This window comes from Thalassospiraceae bacterium LMO-SO8 (genome assembly GCA_031655335.1).
Taxonomy (GTDB): Bacteria; Pseudomonadota; Alphaproteobacteria; order Rhodospirillales; family Casp-alpha2; genus UBA1479.
Map to the genome: position 1 here is coordinate 1,629,833 of CP134226.1, position 20,017 is coordinate 1,649,849.

The window sequence follows — 20,017 nt, forward strand, 5'->3', positions numbered from 1 at the left end:
ATTATGTCTCGAGCCATTTGTGTGGCACGTCCCGGTTGATCTCCAGTAGGCCGGGATGGCGTGCGAGAAACGCCAGGATGTCGCTCAGGGAAAACTTGGGATTGTCGGCGTACAGGCCTTCGTAAATGGCAACAATCAGCCTCAGGTCCTCGTCTGTATCCAATGTCAGGCGAAGATGTGGATGACGTTCGCCATCGCGTGCGGCCACATTGTGCAAACGGAACTGTTCCGGATGCCGGTAGATGAAGGGCGTGACGTGTTCCCGTTCGTCGCTTCGTGCGGCCTCGGCACCGGCCCGGTCGAGCGCAGCACGGGAAAATGCTTCGACATCCATGCCGATCGGATAGGTGCGTTCCAGGGTATTGGAAGCGTAGTCAGCCCCGGTTTCGAACAACGCGCCAACAACCCGGTCGATGATCGCGGGGTCTGCGAGCGGGCAATCGCCGGTCAGCCGAACAACATGAGTCGCCGTCGTCATAGCGGCCGCGCCTATGTAGCGAGACAGGACATCGTCCTCACTGCCCCGGTGAAATGGCACCCCCATCGCCGTGGCGATGTCACATACAGGGTTATCCGTGGCGTGAATTGTCGTGGCGATGACGATGCCATCGAGCATCTTGGCCCGCCGCACTCGCTCGACCTGCAACTGCAGAGCTGGGATGCCACAGATCGGACGCAGTACTTTTCCCGGCAGGCGGGTCGATGTCATGCGGGTTTGTAATATCGCGACGGTGTTCACGGTTGCCACAAATGTAAATACTTCCGCAGGAACGAAGCGCCGACATTCCCCATGAATTCGTGACCGGCCAGATGAGAGAGGAAATGCTTCTTAAAATTGGCCTGAAGTAAATCGTCCTCTTGGAAGCTGGTGTCGGATTTCCCTTTGTCCCGCCCAAGTCGCTCGACACAGAGATCGCGTATCTCCTCCGCGTCGTTCTCCAGGACCTTTAGGCCATGGTCTCGGTAAAATGATCCGTGTGAAGCGGCGCTATTGGGATCGAAGAGGCCAATGTCATACGACTCTTGGAATGTCAGTAGCCGATCGGCTTTTTCATCCCAAAGTAGTTTGGGAATGAACAGGTCGTCTGTGGCGTAAGTGGCAATGCTAAAGGGAACAAGATTTGCGAGCGCGACCGGTCGGTTGAACAGATGGGCGACGGTGTAAAGACCGGAGGTCGACCCAAGAAACAGGCTGCATTGAGCGATCAGCCCGATCTCCAGATGCTGACTGCCGTTCTGCACGGAGAAATCGATAATCTGCGGGGAGCGCGTGTCAGGTAGCGGGACCGCCGTCTGACGCCCCATGCGAAAAACGTATCCGCCGGATTGCACGACATGCTCCGCCGCCTGTAGGTACGAATCGATGCTACAGTCTCGGTAATCATGATACGACCAGTCGCGATGCGGGAACGCGCTCTTCAGGTAATGGTCGTCCCTGTTGTGGATGCAAATGAACCAAGACCCTTGGGGGATGCCCAAGTCGTCGAAGTATCGCTCGACCGCCTCTTCCGCGCGGCGGCCTGGGTCGATTCGATTGGCCCGTATGTTGTGGGCCGCCGGGTAGATGCTGGGGCCTGGCTTTAGAACGTTCTTGTGTGACCGAAACGCTGCGCAGTTGTCGAATACCCTCATGAGCGAAGCATGAAGCGGCGCCGATTCCAGAACCCGGATATGATCCTTGATAACGTCAATCAGGGCGCGATTGCAGACATCGCCGACGATGCAGGCGTGTCGAATTCCGTCGCCAGAATGCTCCTGGTGATAAACCGTATCTGCTTCTGGGGCCAGGGCTCCGATGCGGTCACCCCACAGCGGGACGAGGCGAAAACGCAGGCCGAATGCCTCAAGGGCCGCCATCGCGCAGACGACGATCCACCACAAGCCCATCTCGAGCGGACGAAAGATGGAAGCCAGCCCCCGCCGCATGGCCCTGAAAAACCCCATAAAGAGCGATAGTTCCGGCTTAGACCTTCAGGGTCTGTTCCCAGGCATAGCAGCCGACACAGGGCTTCAGCGAATTTCGACCGAGCTGGCCGTGGGCCTCCCTGACGGACCGGGATTTTTCATTTCGCCAGATGTCAGCGATGCTCGCCGTCATTACATTGCCCAGTTCGGACTCGGCGTTGAAATCCACGCAGCATAACGGCACGCGCCCGTCCGTGAAGATGTTCAAAATAATCCACGGCGAAATGCAGGTGAGAGTGTTGAGCGTCTCGTCCTCGAGCGTTTCTGGTGCCATCAGCCTGTCGTCCCAGTTGCCCCAGTTGTGAAGGAGCTTTCCATAAACAACGTCCTGTGGGCCCAAGCGCTTTGACCAGAAATCCTTGAACGCCTGCAATTCTCCTATGTTTGCTTCCGTTACGGTCATCCGGACACGAATGCGCAGATCGGGCTTTAACTCATTTCGCACCTCAATGAATGACTCGATATTCTCAACGCATTTCTCGAAATTCAGCCGCTTGCGAATAGCTTCGAATGTTTCCTTCGTCGCCCCGTCGATCGAATAGTCGATCGCGTCCAGGCCCGCGTTGATCAAGGACGCCGCCCGGGCGCGTGTCATTAACGACGCGTTCGAAGTCAGGTCGACTAACTTGATCCCGATGCCTTTGAGGGCCTGAATCTTGTCTTCGAGCTTTTTGTCGATCAACGGTTCGCCGATAATGGGCAATGTCACCCGTTCAAGCCAGGATGCGTAGGGCTTCAAGTCCTCCAATATCTTGTCAAAGATAAGCTGCGGCATAAGCAGGTGGTCGCGCTCCCATTCCTCGACAGGACACATGTAGCACCGCGCGTTGCACGACGACGTCGGCTCGATGGAAATTTGCTTCGGGAAGAAGTGAAAATCCTCAATTGACCTCAGGCCGAACCGCCCGACAAATTCATTGAGAATTCTTTCGTTGTGCGCGGGCAACTTCGTACTGTCGGCAGACACAGGATTCTCGAGCGTGTGTTCCATTATCCCTCCGGTTTATTGATTGCAGCGCGTCGGCACGGCGTAGATCACGGTCTCGACGCTTCCACCGTCCTGCTGGCGAAGATAAAGATCATATGCGCTGTCGATTTCCAGGATCGTTTGGGGCACCTGCCAAAGATGCGCCGGTGCATGATATGCGGAAATCGCAAGCGTCGGTTTGTGTGTTCGTATCGAATGGGCAGCACCATGCAGGGCTTTGAGTTCCGCGCCCTCGATGTTCATCTTAATGAAGGTCACGGGATCACCTTTTAAAATCTCGTCAATGCTTGTGACTGGCACTTCGATCTCTCCATCATAGTGAATCAAAGACGCGCGCGACGCCGAGTTCGAGAAACGAAGCACGTCCTTCCTGTCGAACATTCCGAACTTGATCGGCTCGATACGTCGGTCGTTCGCGAAGTTGTCACGCAGCCGGTCAAAGGTGTTGGGGTCAGGTTCGAAGGCGATGATCCGAGCGAACCGATTCCTTGCATGCTCGACATACATGCGTACAGTGTCGCCGTCGTACGCGCCCCCGTCGATGTAGACGCCGTCGTCTGGGTAGGAGATCAAGTTGTCAGAATGCCAGACGTCTAAATCCAGCACAGGGATCAACGAAGTCACGTCGAGGCTCTGGCGGTATTGTAGAATGGCATCGAGTGTTCGCACAGACTTCTGATCGCGGAGCAACTGGGCGAGGGATTCGTACTCCTCGCGCGATTCGAAGAGATCCTCGAGCCATCCGTCGTAGAACATGTGCGGCGTAAACGTGCCGGGATACAGAATCTGCATCAGCGCTAGTTGGGCTACTGACGTGAACCCCAGTTTTCGACAGTGAACGACCGAATTGAGACCCTTGTGTGAAGCGACGATGACCGGCGTGCCGCGATCGAGTCCTGACAGGAATTCCAGTGAGCGGACAATTTGACCGTGAAACGAACTGCCAACCTTTTCGGGGCTCTGGTCGCAGACTGCGGCGATCTCAATCCCTGATGCCGTGCATTGTTCCAGGAACCGCCCTCCTTCAGGGGCGGCACCGACAAGGACGCAAGAACTCAAGGCGTCGATGGCAAACGCTGGATAGCTATGCAGAAGGTCACGACGTATGTCATCCGCGGTATGGTACGCTTTCAGCCTCCGTAGGGACGGCGTGTCAACGATGGCGGAGTGCGAGGCATCATTCATTCGATTCATGTTGGTAATCTTTACTGTGGGCGGCGTCAAATTGTCTCGGTCCGCGAGCGCCCATATTGACGGGTGTTTAGCGCAAGATGAGGGGTTTGGGGGCTAGGTTCAAGGATAGCCTTTGGCATTTAGTAATGAAGGAGGCCTGGACACACGGATTTCTTGTGGTTATCAGATGCTCGCATCACCTGTGTGGGCTGGCGGCGGCCATCTATCGTCGGCTACGTGAAGAACTTCTGAAGGAAGAAATCGGGTTGTCGCCGAAGCATTTCTGAACCAAGATCCAAGGCATCGCAGGCGCGAAATGCTGTTATTTCGACACCACCCAGAACGTGCCTGGCTAGCAGTCCTCTCTCGTCCAGTGCGGCGCTGACCACTTGGTAGCGGCGTGGAATTTTGAGATGTCGCCTGACGTGGACGATTTGAGGCGCGCCGTGTTCGTCCTTACAGGAGAAGGACTCGCGCAGGCTGCTCGGTTGCAGATAGCAGTCAGGGGCAATGGTCTCCTCGACGTGGTGCATGAGGGTGCAGCACTCCATGCCAACCCCGAAGAGAACGACCGTCGCATTCAGGTTTGGCAACATGCCGAACGGGCTTTTCGCAGATACCGGTGTCTCATCTTCGTGATGGCGGGATAGAATCTCGGCGACGTCGTCACCACGTCCGGCCACGGAGTGAGTCGGATGAAGGCTGCGCTTCTGCGCGTGCTGGGTCCGGAAGATGTCGGTCAGAATGCCGACGTTCGACGGAGTCTCGCGGACATCAAACACATCGATGCCCGCCCTAACCAGCCGCCAGGACATCGTAGGCATCAGCAAAGTTCCCGAGGCCTTGTAGTCGCAGAACGCTCTGACGACGGCTGCCGCCTCCAACCCACTGCCGTCTGCGATGCGCTTGAAAGCCGTATGGATTAGTGTGGCCCCGGATCGGGGTATGGATAAGGCCTCAAACAGACCGAAGATTGCTATTTCTGCATTCGTCATCCGTCGTTGCGCCTTGCGACAATTCAGACTGCGAAGTGGGCCTCCACCTTTTCGATCGCTGCCACCGTGTCTGAGGCCTCCTGAGGTCCGTACTTTTCGTTAAGGTAGAGATTAAAGCTGCTCGCAAGGACGTCGCGTGCGTTCGGGCAATCGAAATTGTCGGACAGGTGGGGGCGTAGCCATGGCCAGTCAGCCGCGAGGTATTTGTAGTCGGCATTCAAGTCAATCCCTTCAGCTCGGACAGCCTCTGCGAACTCGGTCTTGCTGCAGGTGATCCCTTGAAGATTGACTATCACCGGATAGAAGAACGGCGAATCCGCGCCCGACTGCGGATAGGGCACGCAAACAGAACAGCGCTCCGTGAGTCCAGCGGCGATGGCCGACACAAACGCTTGCCGCTGCCTGATGGTGGCGTCAATCCGCGCAAGCGAGGCCAAGCCAATGCCACAGGAGATTTCGTCGGAATGGAAGTTCATTGCCGGGAACAGGTATCCGTTGGGATCGCGGTCGTCGAAGTCGTCCGCCCAGCGCGGTTTGCCGCGATCGGCGTGGGCAAGGACAAGATGATACAGGTCCTCGTTCCGGGTGAAGACCAAGCCGCCGCGCGGCCCGGTGATGTGCGCCTTGCGGTACATGGTTGAGAAAGCCGCGATGTCGCCGAATGTACCGACCGGCTTGCCGGCGCAGGTGGCGAAATGGGACTGCGAACAGTCCTCAATGACCTTGATCCCCCGTGCGCGGGCTTCGGCCGAAATCAGATCTGCCGCCGCCGCTTGTCCCGCGGCGTGCACAATCATTATTGCCGAAGTTTCTGGAGTGATTCGCCTGACGACCTGTTCGGTCCCGATGTTGTAGCTGCTTGGCATGCTATCGATGAGCCGAGGAACGAGGCCGTTCATGATGATGGCGCTCAGGCTGCCGGGATCCGTGATGGGCGAAACAAGTACTTCTGACCCTTTGGGAAGGTCGAGGGCGGCGATGGCGACGAACAGCGACGCTGTTCCGGTCGCGACTGCATCCGCGTACCCGCCCCCCATTTTGTCGGCGAAGGCACGGCAATACCTCTCTTCGAACTTACCCTGGTATCCCGGGTCCAGGTTGCGTTCGCGGTAGTAAGCCATGACCTCAAGGACTTTGGCTTCCTCCGCTTCGGAGATTGCCAGCCTCGGTGGCATCGGTACTGACCGGACCCGCGCGCCGCCGTGCATGGCCAGTGGTTTCGGGGTTTGAAATGGTCGTTTGTTCATATTGTTGCCGGTTTTTCGATTCATAGGTTGTCGGTGATGGCGCCTGCTTCTAGCCCGTGCCGGGCGAGAAGCTCTTCATAGCTGCCGTAGAAATGGATGAATTCGTCCTTGAGGGTGACGCTCTTGACGCTGTTGGTGACGCCGTTGTCCCAAGCGATTTCCTTGACCCGCGAGGCCAGGCCGCCGTGGGGCACGTGCTCCTCGATCACCACGGTGCGGGCGTGCGCATTCAGCGCCGCCAGCACGCCCGCTTCGTCGAGCGGCTTGATGGTGTGGACGGAGACGATGGATGGCCTTTTGCCAGTCTTGGCGCGCACGCGGTCGGCCACGTCGAACGCCATCTTCATGGTGATGCCGTAGGTCAGAATGCACAAGTCGCCCTCTCCGCGGACGATGTAACGTAGCTTGCCGACCTCGAACGGGTCGACGGCACCGGACGTCAGGTCCGGCTCGCCAGCCTTGCCCAGACGCATGTACACGGGTCCCGTGCTTTCCGTCGCGCACCAGGTGGTGGCGAGCCGCATTTCCTCCGGGTCACAGGGCGCGAGCACGGTCATGTTGGGGATGGCCGAGGCGACGGCGATGTCTTCCATGGTGTGATGGGTGCCGCCGAGAGTCGAATAAATGACGCCGGCCCCCATCCCGATTACCGTCACCGGCAGGTTCTGGTAGGCGAGATCGTCACGCACCATTTCGAACGGCCGGTAGAGCGAGAACGTGGCGATGGTGTAGCAGAATGGCCGCATGCCCTTCAGCGCCATCCCGGCGGCGATGCCGATCATCGCCTGTTCGGCGACGCCGCAGTTGATGAAGCGTTTGGGAAACTCCTCGCGGAACTTGACCATGGAACCGGCCGGTGAAATATCGGCGACCAGGGCGCAGATACGGGGATTGGTTTTGCTGATCTCGTAGATCGCGTCTGCGAACTTGTTTCTCATGACGAGATCTCCGTCAACTCGGCGAGCGCCTGCGCGTACTCTTCCGGATTGGGCGAACGGTAATGCCAGATGGCGCCGCCTTCCATGTAGGAAACGCCGCGGCCCTTCACCGTGTTGCCGATTAACATGAACGGCCTGTCGCCTTTGCGCCGGGTGACGGCGTCGAAGATGGCGGCGGCGTCGTGGCCATTGACCTCGGCCGTCTCCCAATTGAAGGCCTCGAGCTTTTCACGAATGGGATAGAACCGGGGATGAGTCTCGACGGTGTTGCCGAAGGACTGCATGCCGTTGTGGTCAAGGAAGCAGATCAGGTTGTCGACCTCCAGGTTGGCCGCCATCATCATGCATTCCCAGGTCGACCCTTCCTGTAGCTCGCCGTCGCTCAGCACCGTGAAGATGAGGCCGTCTCCCTTGTTCACGTGGCGCTCCGTGTAGGCCATGCCGGTGGCCAGGCCCATGCCGTGGCCGAGGGACCCGGTCGAAGCCTCGATGCCCGGCACGCCGTAGTCGGGATGGCAGCCGAGCCGCCCCTCGGGCTTGCAGTAAAGGTCAAGGTCGCGGCGCGAGAGGATGCCGAGGTCCTCGAGGATCACGTATTGCGCCATGCAGCCATGGCCCTTCGACATCATGAAGGTGTCTAGGCTGTTGCCGGCGGCGCCGCGCATCAGGCCGTTGTAGATCACGTCCACCATCTCCAGGCAGGAGAAGGCGCCGGCGGCGTGCAAGGCCTGCACCTGCTGGGAGATTTCCAGGATGCGTCGGCGGTAGGACATGCAGCGCTTGCGCGCGATCAAGGGGTCGAATGCTTTCAGAGTCACGTGGAAGGCTCCGGTTCGTTCAATGCGAAAGCTCGGCGAGGCAGCGGCCGAAAGCGCGTTAGCTGTGGATGCCCAGGCGTTTCAGGATGCGTCGTTTGAGTTCTGTCAAAAGAGCGCGGCCTGAAACGGTTTGGATGGACTGTTGAGATTTGGTGAGTCGGTAGACGTCGACGCCGGACATCAGGCGCCCGTCAATGGCGTAATTGTAGCGCGCTAGGTTCGATTCCGCCTGCGCTTCTTCGTAGCCCGCCTGGAATGGTATGCAGTAGTCCGCTTCGTCCCCCTTCCGCATCAGGCACCACAGGCTGATGCCGTTCGCAGGATCCATCGGTGGTTTCATGTGGGCCGCCATTTCGGTGCTCCACGGGATCAATGCGGCGGTGCCCACCGGATTGATCCAAAGTCCGAGCATCTCATAAGAATTGAAACGAGCAAGCGCCCAGAACAGGTTCGGGTTATAATTGAAAAAGCCGTGATCGATGGAGCCCAGGAACGGCAGGGCGTGGAGCATTAAGCCGCTTGGCCGGGTCAGTTGATGGATGATCCGGAAGGCATTGTTCTGATCGATCAAGTGCTCGGTGGTGCCGGCATTGACGCACAGACAGAAGGCACCGCGGTCGGCATCGCTAACATCGTCCAGATTCAGGTCGAACGGTTCGCCGTACCACCCGTCTGCATCAAGTGCCTTATACTCGATGTCGAGCAAGTCGAAGAACGCCTTGGCCGGGCTTCGATTGGACAGAACATCAAGCTCCGCTTCGGAAACTTCCGGTCCGCCCATGACCTGCAGCGTTTGCGCGATGATCTTTCGATACGGGTGGCTGAAGACGTCCTGCTTTGCGAAATGTAGTTCTTGAGATCCAAGATCGACGACACGTCGCACGTCTTTGAACAGCCCCTGGCCATGCATTGATTGGAACAGGGCCATTGTCTCTGCGCTGTAACCCATGATTTCGTTCACCTCGCCGTCGGTATGGTTAGCCGATGATGGTCCAATACCAGTCGCCGGTGTAACCGGCTTCATCGAACACCACGACCCAGCCGTCAGGATAGTCGTGAAATCTGGCGGTCAGCACCCAACTTTCGAATATCTCCTTCTGCGCTGCCGTCATGTAGCTGTCGACCTGTACGAACCCCTTGCCGGGGGCTAGGCGTTCGATTTCGCGCAGGGCCCGGACACAGCCGTCACGGTCCAGGTTGTGGATCGTGTTGATCGCGAGTACCGAATCGAAGCTTCCATCCGGAAATGGCAGGTCGTCGCAGCTGCCGATCTGCAGGCGGCCGACGACTTCCGGCTCGCAATGCATCAAGGCGTATTTGGAGACATCGATGCCATACGCGTCGATGCCCTCAGCCACCAGATCCTTCACCAGGAACCCCTTGGCGCAGCCGACGTCAAGCACCCGGTCGCCCGGCTTCAATCCGAAATGGGCGATGATGTCCCTGGCGACCGGCTGCCAGCGGCCGTCATAGCGGTATCCGCCATAGCCGTATTCGCGGGGGCCGTCGAAGTACATCTCGCCGTACTCGCGGGAAATGCGGATATGGTCTTCGGTCTTGGCGGTCTCCCGCGCCTGGACGTTGCGTTTGCCCTGGGGCAGGGCGCGCAGCAGGTTCACTTCGGCCATCAGAGAAGCTCCCCCATCTCGTTTTGCGCGCGGGCCAAGCCGTCCGCCAGGGGGGTATATCGGAATTCCGGAAAAGCCGCCAGGGTGGCGGACGGGTCGAAGGCGCGATATCCGTTGTGAGGCATGGGCCCTTGGCGCGGCGAGCCTTTGAGGGCAATTTTCTTTTCGGAAAGGGCGATAACCAGCTCGGCGATTTCGCGGAACGACGTCACGGTCCCCGTCGCTGCATTGAGCACGCCGGCCGAACGGTACCAAGCGATCAAACGGATCAGTTCGGCGACGTCCCGGACGTCGACATGATCGCGGCGTTCCTCGCCCTCGCCGAACAGGACGATGTCTTCACCGGCCGCGGCCAGGCGGCGGTAACGGTTGGGACCATAGCCGTTGTGCGGGTCGGCGGCACCGTAGATCAAGGTCGGGCGCAGGATCGCGAGAGGGCCTTTGGTGGCCTCCTTGAGCATCAGTTCACGGGCCAGATGCATGACGCCGTGGAGCGAACCGGGCTCGGCGCAGGACGCTTCCGTCAGTGGCGCCGCGCTGTCCGCGTAAACGGCGTCCGAGCTGACATAGATGACATGGGCAGGCTGAACCTTGGCAAGGGCGTCGGTTACGGCGCGCATCATGCGGATGTTGCGCTCCAGCATCGCGCCGTCCTTGCAGGGAGCTTCCGCGGACACCACGACGAAGGTGTCGTCGGCGCGCAGTTGCGCGGCAAGGGTATCGGCGGCGGTTGCCGACAGAAGATCGACCTCGGCCCGGCCGAGCGCCAGAACGGGCGTGCCTTCGCCGGCGAAGGCCGCCGCGGCGGTGCTGCCGACAAAGCCGGCGGCGCCCAGGATCACGACCCGTGTCGGCTGCTGGGGATGTGGGTTCGAATGATCAAGCATGGCGGGCCTCGGCTGTGGCGGCGGCCCGCTTAGGCGCGCGGCCAAGAATGAAATGGTCGAGCCCGGCGGCGGTCACCGCCGTTTCGGACAAAAGACCGTAGGGGTCGATCAGCGCGCGGCCGCGCATACGGCGGGCCAGTTCCGTGGGATCGATCTCGCGGTACAGGGGCCAGGGCGTGATGATCACCACCGCATCGGCGCCGTCGCAGGCGTCGAGGGGCGTTTCCGATTGATGCAAGCCGGGCAAAACCTCGGCGGCACGAACCTGTGGGTCATGGGCGGTCACCCGCCGCGTATCCAGATGTGACAGCAGCGCCAATGACGCCGCGTTCTTGGTGCTGTGGGTGTTCTCTTTGTAGGCCAGCCCGAGCAGGCCGATGGTGGCATCGGGCTTCGCGTCGAGCACCGCCTGCTTCAAGGTGCGGTAGCACCAGTCCTTGCGGTGCCGGCTGTTGGCCAGCCAGGCATGGACGATCCCGGCATCTGTGGCGTGCCGGTCGGCGAGCCCGATCACGGTGGCGAGGTCGCGTTCCAGATTGCCGCCGGCCAGACCCAGGCCCGGCGCGATATAGCTTTTCGGGCCGATGCGCGCATCCAGACGCAGGGCCGGGATGATTTCCGACCAGTCGGCGCCGACATGCTCGCAGACCTCGGCCATGGTGTTGGCGACGCCGACGGAGGCGACCAGACACATGTTGATGGAGATCTTCGCCAGTTCGGCGCTTTCGTAGCGCATGGGAAGAACAGGGCAGCCGAAGGCACCGAGATAATTTTCGAAGCGGGGATCGATCGCCGCATCCGGTTTCGCGCAGCCGACGATGAACCGTTCCGGATGCATGGCGCGTTCCACGGCGCGGCCGAAGATCAGGGTTTCGACCTGATAATACAGCCGGGCGGGATCGCGGCTCAGGGTGCGGGTGAAGCCTGGCGGCACCTGGCACAGAACGACCAGAAGCGCATCGCCGCTCATGGCGCGTTCGGCCGTCGCGATGATGTCGGTAATGGGGGCCAGATCGCTTTGGCCGTTGTCGTCGGTCGGCACATCGACGGAGATATAGACGATGTCGCAATCGGCAAGCTTGGTGTCGTCGCTGGTAAAGGTCAGGCGTTCACGGTTGCGGGCGATCATGTCGTCCAGGTCCGGTTCGGCGACGGGAAGGTGCCCGGCGTTGATGGCGTCGACGACTGCGGGGTCGCCATGATAGCCCACGACCTTGAATCCGCGCGCCGCCGATGCCGCCGCCATGTTGAGGCCAAGATGCGTCAGGCCGGCGAAACCGATGACGGGGGCCGTCATGCGCCCGCCCCTTCGCGCACCATGTCGTGCACGCCGGCCTGGGCGGCCAGGTCGCGCAGGGTGCGATTGATCCACAGGTCATTGGCCAGACCATTGGTGCCCGGTGCCTCGGCGCATAGCTTTTTGAAATGCGCGTATTCCAGGTCCCAGGTCGGGTCGGCCTGCACCAGCGTCACGGCCTCTTCCGGCGGGCGGCCGCTGGGCAGGACGCGGGTCCGATGGGTAAAGGTCGACGGCCCCCATTTGCACAGGCTTTCGATATGCGCGCTGCCGTGTTCGGCGAAGATGTCGGTGGTGTGGTGGTTGCGCCAGCTCAACATCGTCATCTCAAGCTGAATGGCCAGGCCATCGGCGGTGTCGATGACGACATGATCAAAGGACCGGTTCTCGTGACGGTAAGCCCCCCGCACACGGAAGCGCGCGTCGAAATCCTGACCAAGCCAAAAGCGCAGGGTGTCGAGCAGGTGGCTGCCGAGGTCGGGCAGAACGCCGGCCCCTTGATCGCGCCAGGCGCTGTCGCGCACCAGGCGCGCCGTCCCGTTGCCGTAGAACATGCGCAGAGAATAGATCTTGCCCAGGCGGCCGCTTTTGATCAGGTCGGCCATGCGCACGAAATGAGGCTCGAAACGATGGTTGTAGGCGGTGTAGCAGGCGGCGCCGGTTTTCTCGGCAAGGGCGGCCAGGCGGATCAGGTCGTCGTCATCGACGGACAGCACCGGCTTCTCCACCAGAACGTGCTTTCCCGCGGCCAGCAGGTAATCCAGCAGCTCGATCTTCGCCTCGTCGGGAATGCACAGCAGCGCGGCGTCGTAGTCCGTCAACGGGACGTCGCGAACGTCACGAAAATCGACCGCGTCCTTGACCGGGTCGATCGTGGCGACCGCGTCGGCACCCGCGGCGGAAAGCCGCTTGGCGCCCTGCACCCCCATTCCGGCGACGATAACCCGCATCCGCGTCAGCCGCCGTACCCGGCAGCTTTTTCGACCTGGTCGATGCGGGCGAGCACGTCACCCGGACGGATCGGCACGTTGCCGTCAATCTCGCATTCGCAGGCCGCGGCCATGGAGCCGAGGATTCCGGCGATGACCTCGTTGCCGGTCGCCAGCATGGCCATGGTTGCGTAGGACAGCAGCGCATCGCCCGCGCCGACAGCATCTGCGATGTTGTGGGCGAAACTGTCGACGGAGAAATAGTTGCCCTCATCCTCTGTGCCGGCCTTGGGCCGGGAAACGAACGCGCCGCGGTCGCCGAGTTTGAGAATTAGGAGTTTACATGCGTTGGCGGAAACCAGGGCGCTGGCCAGCGCGCCGACGGTGGAATCCTGATCGCCCAGCGCAAACCGAGCTTCCCGTTCATTGGGCGTGACCAGATCGAAGTTCTTGAACTCGGTAATGTTGCCCCAACGGCTGGCGACCTGGCTGTCGGCCACGCGATAGACATCGTGCGGAATGGCACTGGTTAACTGCGGCACGGTCCAGTGATTGAAGATGCCGTGCCGGAAATCGCTGAACACGACGGCGTCGGTTTCCGTGCCCGTGATCTTCGAGGTCAGTTGTTCGAGAATGCCTTCGGAAATCGAACGATTGTCCAGGGTATCGACCTTCAACAGCCGGTATCCGCCGGCGATGATGGCGTTCTTGTTGGTCGTCGGGCGGGTCTCATCGGTGATGGCGTTGACCTTGATGCCGGCCGCTTTTAGGCCGTCGATCACAAAATCGGCGAGTGCGTCCTTCCCGAGGACGGTCGAAAAGGTGACGTCCGCGCCGGCCGCGTTCAGGTGCTGCGCGACGATGCCGGCGCCGCCGATGTAATCGTCCTTGCCCTGGTAAAGCACGCTGAAGGTCGGCGTCTTGGTCTGGCCGCCGATCAGCGAGGTGCGGGTATAGCTGTCGACGATGGTGTCGCCGACGACATGGACGCGGAAGCCGCGCATCTTGTCCAGCGTCGCCCGCAGGTCGGCGAACCCCAGGTTATGGGTGTGGAGAAGCGTCAGCAGCTTTTCCATCTGGATGTTCGGCGGGGCCAGTTCGATCAGGCGCGACGATGAATAGACGATGTCGCCTGGCGTGAAGATCATGCCGCCGCCATAGCTTTCGACGATGTCGGCTTCTTCCTGCGTCGCCGCCGGAAGGCCGCCCGAGGTGTACTCGAACCCCTTGGCGAAGAAATCAGGCTGCAACGCCTGAAGGTTCTCAAGCGGCTTCGCATTCTCGTCGATCATCACGTAGTCGACCATCTCGAACGCGGCGAGGTTGAGGGCGCGCAGGCGTTCGGGGACGTGCGGTCTGTAGGTGCCCTTCTTGATGTGCCTGTCGGCGGTGATCGAGGCGATGAGAATATCGGCCTTGGTTTTGGCATAAGCCAGATGCCGGACGTGTCCAGGGTGCACGACGTCGAACACGCCGTGACACATGATCACCTTGTTCTCGCGCGGGAACGAACCAATCAGGCCGCGCAGTTCCGCGGCGGTCTTCAGCTTGAATTGGTACTTTTCAAAAAACTCAGCGGTCATGTCTTGTCCGTCGGGGCCATGTATTGGAACCAGGTTTTGGTCGCCTGTTCGATGCTTGCCGGATCCCACAACGGGGCATCGCGCCAGTTCTCGATCTCGGCGGTCATGCGGCCGACGCCGTCTTCGAATGACACCTGGGGCGCCCAGCCCAGTTCACTTGTTATCTTGCTGATGTCGGCCCAGGTGCAGTCCGGCTCACCCGGGCGTTTGGGGATATAGACGACCTCGCCGCCCAAAAGCTCGACCAGGCGATTGACCGTCTGCGGATTGCCCGCGCCAAGGTTGTAGATCTCGCCCGTGCGTTCCGTTTCCGCCGCCGCCAGGAACGCGCGGGCGACGTCGGTGACATAAAGAAAGTCACGGCCCTGGGTGCCGTCGCCGACCACGGTGAAGGGCTTGCCGGCCAGTTTTTGTTTGAAGAACACGCCGAACACGGCGCCGTACGCACCCGTGGTGCGGACGCGGGTGCCGTAGGCGTTGAAGATGCGGACCGAATTGACCGGCAGGCCGTAGACCTTGTGCCAGTGCAGCGCCGCCTGTTCGCCCTGGTACTTGCTCAGCGCATAGGGGTATTTGGGGTCGATGGGATGGTCTTCGCGGGTCGGCACGTCGGCCAGGCCGTAACAGGACGAGGACGCCGCATAGACCAGCTTTTCGACGCCGGCCGCGCGCGCGCACTCCAGAACCTTCACCGTTCCCTGGACGTTGATGTCCATGTAGTCGATGGGCTTTTCGATGGACGGCACGATGTCGCCGATGCCGGCGAAATGGAACACGAAGCGGGCATCTTCGAACAGCGCCGACCCCGGCGTGAGGCCGCGGATATCGGCATGTTCGACGGCGAGGTCGGGATTGCCCGCGAGATGCGCCAGGTTGCGTTCGTGACCGCCGGAGAAGTCGTCGATCACGCGCACGGCGTAACCGCGTTCCAGCAGCACGTCGACCATATGGCTGCCGATGAACCCGGCGCCCCCGGTGACAACGGCGGTGGGTTTGGGCGTCATGCTGCGTTGAGCGCCTTCATGCGGCGGACGTTGAAGTACTTGTCGTCGTCCATGCTGTTGGGCAGGTCGCCGTTGCGGAAGGCCCGGCACAGGCCGCGCACCGCGTCTTCGATGTTGTATTTCGGCGAGAAGCCGAGCATGCGGGTGATCTTGTCCGAATTGACGTGGTAGGAGCGGATGTCGTCGGTCGGCGTGGTGACGATGTCGATATCGCCCTTTTCGGGAAACTCTTCCTGGACGACCTTTTTCACGATTTCGGCCAGTTGCATGATGCTCATGTTCTGGAAGGCGACGTTGAAGGTCTCGCCGGCGATCTTGCCGTCGGGCAGGTCGAGCAGCATTTCATAGCAATCGCACATGTCCTGGACATGCAGGTTCGGGCGCATCTGCGATCCGCCGAACACGGTGATCTTGCCGTTGGTCACGGCATGGTTGGTCAGGATGTTGACCGACACGTCCAGGCGCTGGCGCGGCGCGTACCCACACAGGGTCGCCGGGCGGATGGTGACGCAGACGAAGTCGTCGGACTGATGCTTGAACAACAGCGGCTCGCACATGCCCTTGTACTTGTTGTAGAGGGTCAGCGGCACCAGGGGGTGGTCCTCGGTCACGTCCGGGGAGTCAGACACGCCGTAGACGGATGAGGACGAGGCGAAGATGAAGCGCTTCACCCCCGCCTCCTTGGCGGCGATCACCATGGGCTCGAAGGCGTCCAGGTTGACCGAGGTCGACAGGTTTTCGTCCAGTTCGAAGCTGGCGTCGTTGGAAATGCAGGCCAGGCTGATGACGGCGTCGACACCGTCGAGCGCGGCCCTGAGCGCCGCCGTGTCGCGGATGTCGCCTTTGACGATGCGGAGGTTGGGGTTGTCCTTGGGCAGGAAGTCGTCGCCGTAATACATGATGTCGAACACGGTGACCTTGTATCCCCGGGCGAGCAACTGCGGCGCCAGAAGGCTGCCGACGTATCCGGCGCCGCCGGTGATCAGGACGTGGTTGAAGGCGTTGGGCATGTCTCGAAACTCCGTTGGTTATTCGGCGGCCGCGTCGGCGGGCGTGGCGATGGTGTAGCCGGCGGCGGTGGCGTCGCCGTAGAACATTTGGACGGTTTCTCGGCTGAAGACCTCCAGGTCCTTGCCGATGCCGCCGAGCTTGCCGAGAAGGTCATTGGTCGCGGTGATGATGTGGCAGCCGACCTGATCTGCCTGGATGACGTTCAGCAATTCACGGGGGCTGGCCCACAGGAGTTCCGCCTTGGGCTTGGCGGCCATGATCTTCAGCGCCTCGGCCATTAACGGCATGGGGTCGAGACCCGTGTCGGCGATCCGTCCGGCGAAAACGGAGATGATGGCCGGGGCCTCCGTATCCAGGGCATCCGTGATGGCGCGCACCTGGTTCAGCGAGAACACGGCGGTAACGTTCAACTGCACACCTTCGGCCGACAGTTTCTCAATGATCGGGCCGGTGAATTCGCCCTTGGTTGTGGTGACGGGAATTTTGACGTTCACGTTGTCGCCCCAGGCGGCGATGACCCGCGCCTGCGCGGCCATGGTCGGCAGGTCGTCGGCGAATACTTCGAAGCTGACCGGGCGGTCCGGAATGGCCTTTAGCACCTCGCGGGCGAAGGCTTCATAGTCTTCTACCCCTGCCTTGCGCATCAAAGTCGGGTTGGTGGTGAAGCCTTTGATCAGCGGGTTGGCGTACATCTTGATCATGCCGTCCAGATCGGCGCCGTCGGCGAAAAGCTTGATGGTCAGGTCATTGACGTCCGGCATGGCGAGGTTCCTTTAAGCTTCCTCGGTGGATCAGGGGTGGGCGGCGGTGCGGATCAGGTCTGCGGCTTCGCCCATGGATGCAGCGGTGAAATCCTGGGTCTCCGGGCGCCTTTCACCGTAGCCGCGATCGATGAACACAGTCCGACAGCCGGCGGCGCGGCCGGCGTCGATATCACTCCAGCGGTCGCCGACCATGAAGCTGGCGGCGAGATCGATGCCGAGTTCATCTGCCGCATCCAGCAGCATGCCCGGCTTTGGTTTGCGGCACGCGCAGCCTTCCGCCTGACCATGATAGCAGACCTTGACCGAATCGATCGGCAACGCGCCGGTGAGGCGCGCGTTCATGCGTTCGACGACAGCGCGGTCGACAAGGCCGTTGCCGACGTCGGGCTGGTTGGTCACGACGATCAACGTGTATCCGTCCTGCTTGAGGTTGCGCAGCGCGCCCGGCGCGTCCGGCAGCATCTCGAAGTCCTCGAGTCGGGCCGGCGCATAAGGCTTGCCGCCACGTACGTCGGAGCGGGACAGCACGCCGTCGCGGTCGAGGAACACGGCCTTGTTGGTTGTTTCAACGGGGGGCATGGCGTGGGATCAAGGTGTTGTCGTGGAACAGGAGAAGGCGCGACAAATGGCTTTTGGCCACGCTACCGCAGTTCGGGTGAAGCGGGGGCCCGAACTCTGAAGGGGCCCTTGCCGGACCGATGGCGTAGGAACGCTCGATGTCTTGTGTTCATACGGTGAACAATTGGCGTCTGAATGTCGCACAACTTGGAGGGACGCGCAACACAAAAGCGGCAGATTTCCGCCATTTTCATGGCCTCTTCTCAAGGGCTTCAGGAGACAGTTTAGGGTCGTTGGTGGCAGCCGAGCAGGGCGCGCGCAGGTCGATAGCCATCTCGCTAAGCTGCCTGATGCTGGACACGGGTCCTGTGAATGAAAACTGAATCCCGTTGGCGTCGAGAGACGCCTTTGCGCCGACCACTTCTGCGTCAGAAAATGCCACGATGACCATGGGTTTGCGACCCGGGCGCGCTTCGACAAGTTCGTAGGCAAGTGGTTCATCGGCGCCGTAGACGATCTTGTTGTCCGTCCAATAAATCGGGCCGGAAAACACGCGCGGCCGGCCTCCATAGCCGTGCCCCCGATCCCTAATTCCTCTTGCACCCCTGGTATGAACGATGACGTGCGCCGCATGGAGTCCGTTATCACTCAAATATAAGGCCATTGTCGCGGACAAGTCGTTCAAGGTCTGTAGATAGTGAACGCCGCGATACTTTCCCTGCACGAAAAGCAGTTCTGGGGAAAGCCTGAGCAGAACGGCGGACTGGCGGGGACGGCATGTCAGTGCTGCGGACAAGGTGTCTGCCAGAAACTTGAATCGGGCCTGACGGTAGGTATCAATGTCGTCCCCATACGTCAGGGGGTCCGGTGCTGTGACGAACTTTCCCGTACCGCCGTCGACATGCGCCTTCGCGGCGATTGCCATGCGAAGGCCGTCCGCTTGTGCGGTCAGGCTTACAGACGCGACGGCGAACAGCAGGCCAGCGACCGGCAGCATTGCCCAGCGCCCGAGTTTTGGGACGTGAGCGCGCATCATCTCGGTTATCCAGAGGAATGCTACGGCGATGTAGCCCGCAACGGCGAACATGCCGCAAAAAATCCGGTATGGCGAAATGGTGGCGCTCGCGCCGTACTGTTGTGAAAAGACGGTCAGCCCTATTGTCAGCAAGAACAGGACGTGCAGAGCAAGGTATGGCGTGACCGTTGGTGAGATTGTCCGGAAGCTGCGCCGTATTGAAACGCCAATGCCGATAATCAAGAAGGGCGCATGCCAAAGGTTCAGGATGGCCGTGCGTTGCCCCGACAACAGGGCCTCAATTCCCACCGAGCGTTCCCCGGATAGCTGAAGAAAGGGGAACAACATCTCAAGCAGCAGAGGAAGGTTTCCGATTATGGTGGGAAGCAGCTTGTCGGGAACCATCTCGACTTCCGTGCCGTACCTTGGAAAGAAAATGTTCCAAGGGTCTCTGAAGGCCAGAATGTTTCGGAAGTCGACGAGGCAGATCAGCACAAGAGACAGCGAAACGATAGCGATTGCCGCGATGAGATCTTGCTTCAGATAGTCGTGAAAGGGGCGTCCTCCCGGAAGATGGCGCCATGCCAGATAAATGCGCTGCCCGAAATAGAAAAACATCCAACCGGCGGCGAAAAAGCGCCCCATGCCGTAGTGGATCAACAGCAAAGCGATGAGGATTGCGATCATCACCTTGGGGGCCGTCGCGTTCGGGGTCTCGCCCAGCTTTTGAAATCGCTCGACTAGCAGGACGCAAAGAAACAAGGTCGGGAGCATCACCAACGCCTGGTTGGTGAAAACCAGGTAACCGGTGCTTAGAACCGCGAGCGTCACGCCAAAAAGCGCAGCAGGAATACCGAACCAGCGCGAGAACACCAGAACCATGGCGGCATAGGTCCCCAGTGAATAGGCAAAAACAACGCTTCGAAAATTCACGAGGGACCATCCGAGCGCGTTGGTCAGATGGAGGCCCACGTCAAGCAGGGGATAGCCTTGGCCTCCGATGTTTGCGCGGGGGGCGATGGCAAAAGATAAATGAGGCGTCACAGGCCCGAAGCTGTAGAAAAAACGCAAGTGCTCCCAATAGCCGAGGATCGGCACGTAACGATGCCATCCGAAGGCCAGGGCAAACGCCGCAAGCGCCGCAGTGGATGCGGCAATCAGCGCAGCCGCGCAAACCGACTTCGGCAAAGAAACCAGCGGACGTGATGTCATGGCCT

Annotated in this window: 19 protein-coding genes; all 19 read right to left on the minus strand. The window is 60.5% G+C overall.

Translation table 11 applies throughout. The features are described from left to right. Nucleotide 1 precedes the first annotated feature (1 nt). The gene (locus RJ527_07855) at nt 2-748 is read right to left on the minus strand and encodes a glycosyltransferase family protein (GenBank protein ID WND77646.1); all 747 of its coding nucleotides are present in this window, start codon (nt 746-748) and stop codon (nt 2-4) included. After that, nucleotides 736-1,944 carry a TIGR04372 family glycosyltransferase gene (locus RJ527_07860; GenBank protein ID WND77647.1) on the minus strand — a complete coding sequence of 403 codons (1,209 nt, stop codon included), beginning with the start codon at nt 1,942-1,944 and terminating at the stop codon, nt 736-738. Before RJ527_07860 ends, RJ527_07855 begins: the two co-directional genes overlap by 13 nt. 19 nt (nt 1,945-1,963) lie before the next feature. Then, nucleotides 1,964-2,956, minus strand: coding sequence for a radical SAM/SPASM domain-containing protein (locus RJ527_07865; protein WND77648.1), 993 nt, complete (start codon nt 2,954-2,956; stop codon nt 1,964-1,966). Between the two features lie 12 nt (nt 2,957-2,968). After that, the gene (locus tag RJ527_07870; GenBank protein ID WND77649.1) at nt 2,969-4,138 is read right to left on the minus strand and encodes an FkbM family methyltransferase; all 1,170 of its coding nucleotides are present in this window, start codon (nt 4,136-4,138) and stop codon (nt 2,969-2,971) included. A gap of 221 nt (nt 4,139-4,359) precedes the next feature. Beyond that, complete coding sequence (locus RJ527_07875) at nt 4,360-5,121, minus strand: AAC(3) family N-acetyltransferase (GenBank protein WND77650.1); 762 nt, start codon at nt 5,119-5,121, stop codon at nt 4,360-4,362. A 23-nt stretch (nt 5,122-5,144) separates the two neighbouring features. After that, the gene (locus RJ527_07880) at nt 5,145-6,392 is read right to left on the minus strand and encodes a DegT/DnrJ/EryC1/StrS family aminotransferase (GenBank protein ID WND77651.1); all 1,248 of its coding nucleotides are present in this window, start codon (nt 6,390-6,392) and stop codon (nt 5,145-5,147) included. Further along, on the minus strand, nt 6,389-7,306 hold the full coding sequence (locus tag RJ527_07885; protein ID WND77652.1) for a transketolase C-terminal domain-containing protein: 918 nt from the start codon (nt 7,304-7,306) through the stop codon (nt 6,389-6,391). Before RJ527_07885 ends, RJ527_07880 begins: the two co-directional genes overlap by 4 nt. Continuing rightward, nucleotides 7,303-8,124, minus strand: a complete 822-nt coding sequence (locus RJ527_07890) for a transketolase (protein WND77653.1) — start codon at nt 8,122-8,124, stop codon at nt 7,303-7,305. Before RJ527_07890 ends, RJ527_07885 begins: the two co-directional genes overlap by 4 nt. 58 nt (nt 8,125-8,182) lie before the next feature. Next, on the minus strand, nt 8,183-9,085 hold the full coding sequence (locus RJ527_07895; GenBank protein WND77654.1) for a hypothetical protein: 903 nt from the start codon (nt 9,083-9,085) through the stop codon (nt 8,183-8,185). A 16-nt stretch (nt 9,086-9,101) separates the two neighbouring features. Continuing rightward, entirely contained in the window at nt 9,102-9,752 is a 651-nt protein-coding gene (locus tag RJ527_07900) for a class I SAM-dependent methyltransferase (GenBank protein ID WND77655.1), read from the minus strand. Further along, nucleotides 9,752-10,639: an NAD-dependent epimerase/dehydratase family protein gene (locus RJ527_07905; protein ID WND77656.1), complete on the minus strand. Its 888-nt coding sequence runs from the start codon at nt 10,637-10,639 to the stop codon at nt 9,752-9,754. Before RJ527_07905 ends, RJ527_07900 begins: the two co-directional genes overlap by 1 nt. Beyond that, nucleotides 10,632-11,936 carry a nucleotide sugar dehydrogenase gene (locus RJ527_07910; GenBank protein WND77657.1) on the minus strand — a complete coding sequence of 435 codons (1,305 nt, stop codon included), beginning with the start codon at nt 11,934-11,936 and terminating at the stop codon, nt 10,632-10,634. The genes RJ527_07905 and RJ527_07910 overlap by 8 nt, the downstream gene beginning before the upstream one ends. Then, nucleotides 11,933-12,886, minus strand: coding sequence for a Gfo/Idh/MocA family oxidoreductase (locus RJ527_07915; protein ID WND77658.1), 954 nt, complete (start codon nt 12,884-12,886; stop codon nt 11,933-11,935). Before RJ527_07915 ends, RJ527_07910 begins: the two co-directional genes overlap by 4 nt. Nucleotides 12,887-12,891: 5 nt before the next feature. Next, nucleotides 12,892-14,448 (minus strand): PfkB family carbohydrate kinase, encoded by a 1,557-nt coding sequence (locus RJ527_07920; protein WND77659.1) that lies wholly within the window; start codon nt 14,446-14,448, stop codon nt 12,892-12,894. After that, nucleotides 14,445-15,452, minus strand: a complete 1,008-nt coding sequence (locus tag RJ527_07925; protein WND77660.1) for a GDP-mannose 4,6-dehydratase — start codon at nt 15,450-15,452, stop codon at nt 14,445-14,447. The genes RJ527_07920 and RJ527_07925 overlap by 4 nt, the downstream gene beginning before the upstream one ends. Then, nucleotides 15,449-16,462, minus strand: a complete 1,014-nt coding sequence (locus RJ527_07930) for an SDR family oxidoreductase (protein ID WND77661.1) — start codon at nt 16,460-16,462, stop codon at nt 15,449-15,451. Before RJ527_07930 ends, RJ527_07925 begins: the two co-directional genes overlap by 4 nt. 18 nt (nt 16,463-16,480) lie before the next feature. Further along, nucleotides 16,481-17,224, minus strand: coding sequence for a transaldolase (locus RJ527_07935; GenBank protein WND77662.1), 744 nt, complete (start codon nt 17,222-17,224; stop codon nt 16,481-16,483). Nucleotides 17,225-17,254: 30 nt separating this feature from the next. Then, complete coding sequence (locus RJ527_07940; protein ID WND77663.1) at nt 17,255-17,806, minus strand: HAD family hydrolase; 552 nt, start codon at nt 17,804-17,806, stop codon at nt 17,255-17,257. 229 nt (nt 17,807-18,035) lie between these two features. Continuing rightward, nucleotides 18,036-20,012: a hypothetical protein gene (locus RJ527_07945; protein WND77664.1), complete on the minus strand. Its 1,977-nt coding sequence runs from the start codon at nt 20,010-20,012 to the stop codon at nt 18,036-18,038. Nucleotides 20,013-20,017 lie beyond the last annotated feature (5 nt).

What these genes read in the sequence shown, in the direction of transcription:
- RJ527_07945 (WND77664.1), bottom strand. Translation starts at nt 20,012, where the DNA reads ATGACATCACGTCCGCTGGTTTCTTTGCCGAAGTCGGTTTGCGCGGCT.
- RJ527_07915 (WND77658.1), bottom strand. Translation starts at nt 12,886, where the DNA reads ATGCGGGTTATCGTCGCCGGAATGGGGGTGCAGGGCGCCAAGCGGCTT.
- RJ527_07860 (WND77647.1), bottom strand. Translation starts at nt 1,944, where the DNA reads ATGGGGTTTTTCAGGGCCATGCGGCGGGGGCTGGCTTCCATCTTTCGT.
- RJ527_07905 (WND77656.1), bottom strand. Translation starts at nt 10,639, where the DNA reads ATGCTTGATCATTCGAACCCACATCCCCAGCAGCCGACACGGGTCGTG.
- RJ527_07940 (WND77663.1), bottom strand. Translation starts at nt 17,806, where the DNA reads ATGCCCCCCGTTGAAACAACCAACAAGGCCGTGTTCCTCGACCGCGAC.
- RJ527_07910 (WND77657.1), bottom strand. Translation starts at nt 11,936, where the DNA reads ATGACGGCCCCCGTCATCGGTTTCGCCGGCCTGACGCATCTTGGCCTC.
- RJ527_07900 (WND77655.1), bottom strand. Translation starts at nt 9,752, where the DNA reads ATGGCCGAAGTGAACCTGCTGCGCGCCCTGCCCCAGGGCAAACGCAAC.
- RJ527_07870 (WND77649.1), bottom strand. Translation starts at nt 4,138, where the DNA reads ATGAATGATGCCTCGCACTCCGCCATCGTTGACACGCCGTCCCTACGG.
- RJ527_07885 (WND77652.1), bottom strand. Translation starts at nt 7,306, where the DNA reads ATGAGAAACAAGTTCGCAGACGCGATCTACGAGATCAGCAAAACCAAT.
- RJ527_07930 (WND77661.1), bottom strand. Translation starts at nt 16,462, where the DNA reads ATGCCCAACGCCTTCAACCACGTCCTGATCACCGGCGGCGCCGGATAC.
- RJ527_07875 (WND77650.1), bottom strand. Translation starts at nt 5,121, where the DNA reads ATGACGAATGCAGAAATAGCAATCTTCGGTCTGTTTGAGGCCTTATCC.
- RJ527_07925 (WND77660.1), bottom strand. Translation starts at nt 15,452, where the DNA reads ATGACGCCCAAACCCACCGCCGTTGTCACCGGGGGCGCCGGGTTCATC.
- RJ527_07865 (WND77648.1), bottom strand. Translation starts at nt 2,956, where the DNA reads ATGGAACACACGCTCGAGAATCCTGTGTCTGCCGACAGTACGAAGTTG.
- RJ527_07920 (WND77659.1), bottom strand. Translation starts at nt 14,448, where the DNA reads ATGACCGCTGAGTTTTTTGAAAAGTACCAATTCAAGCTGAAGACCGCC.
- RJ527_07935 (WND77662.1), bottom strand. Translation starts at nt 17,224, where the DNA reads ATGCCGGACGTCAATGACCTGACCATCAAGCTTTTCGCCGACGGCGCC.
- RJ527_07880 (WND77651.1), bottom strand. Translation starts at nt 6,392, where the DNA reads ATGAATCGAAAAACCGGCAACAATATGAACAAACGACCATTTCAAACC.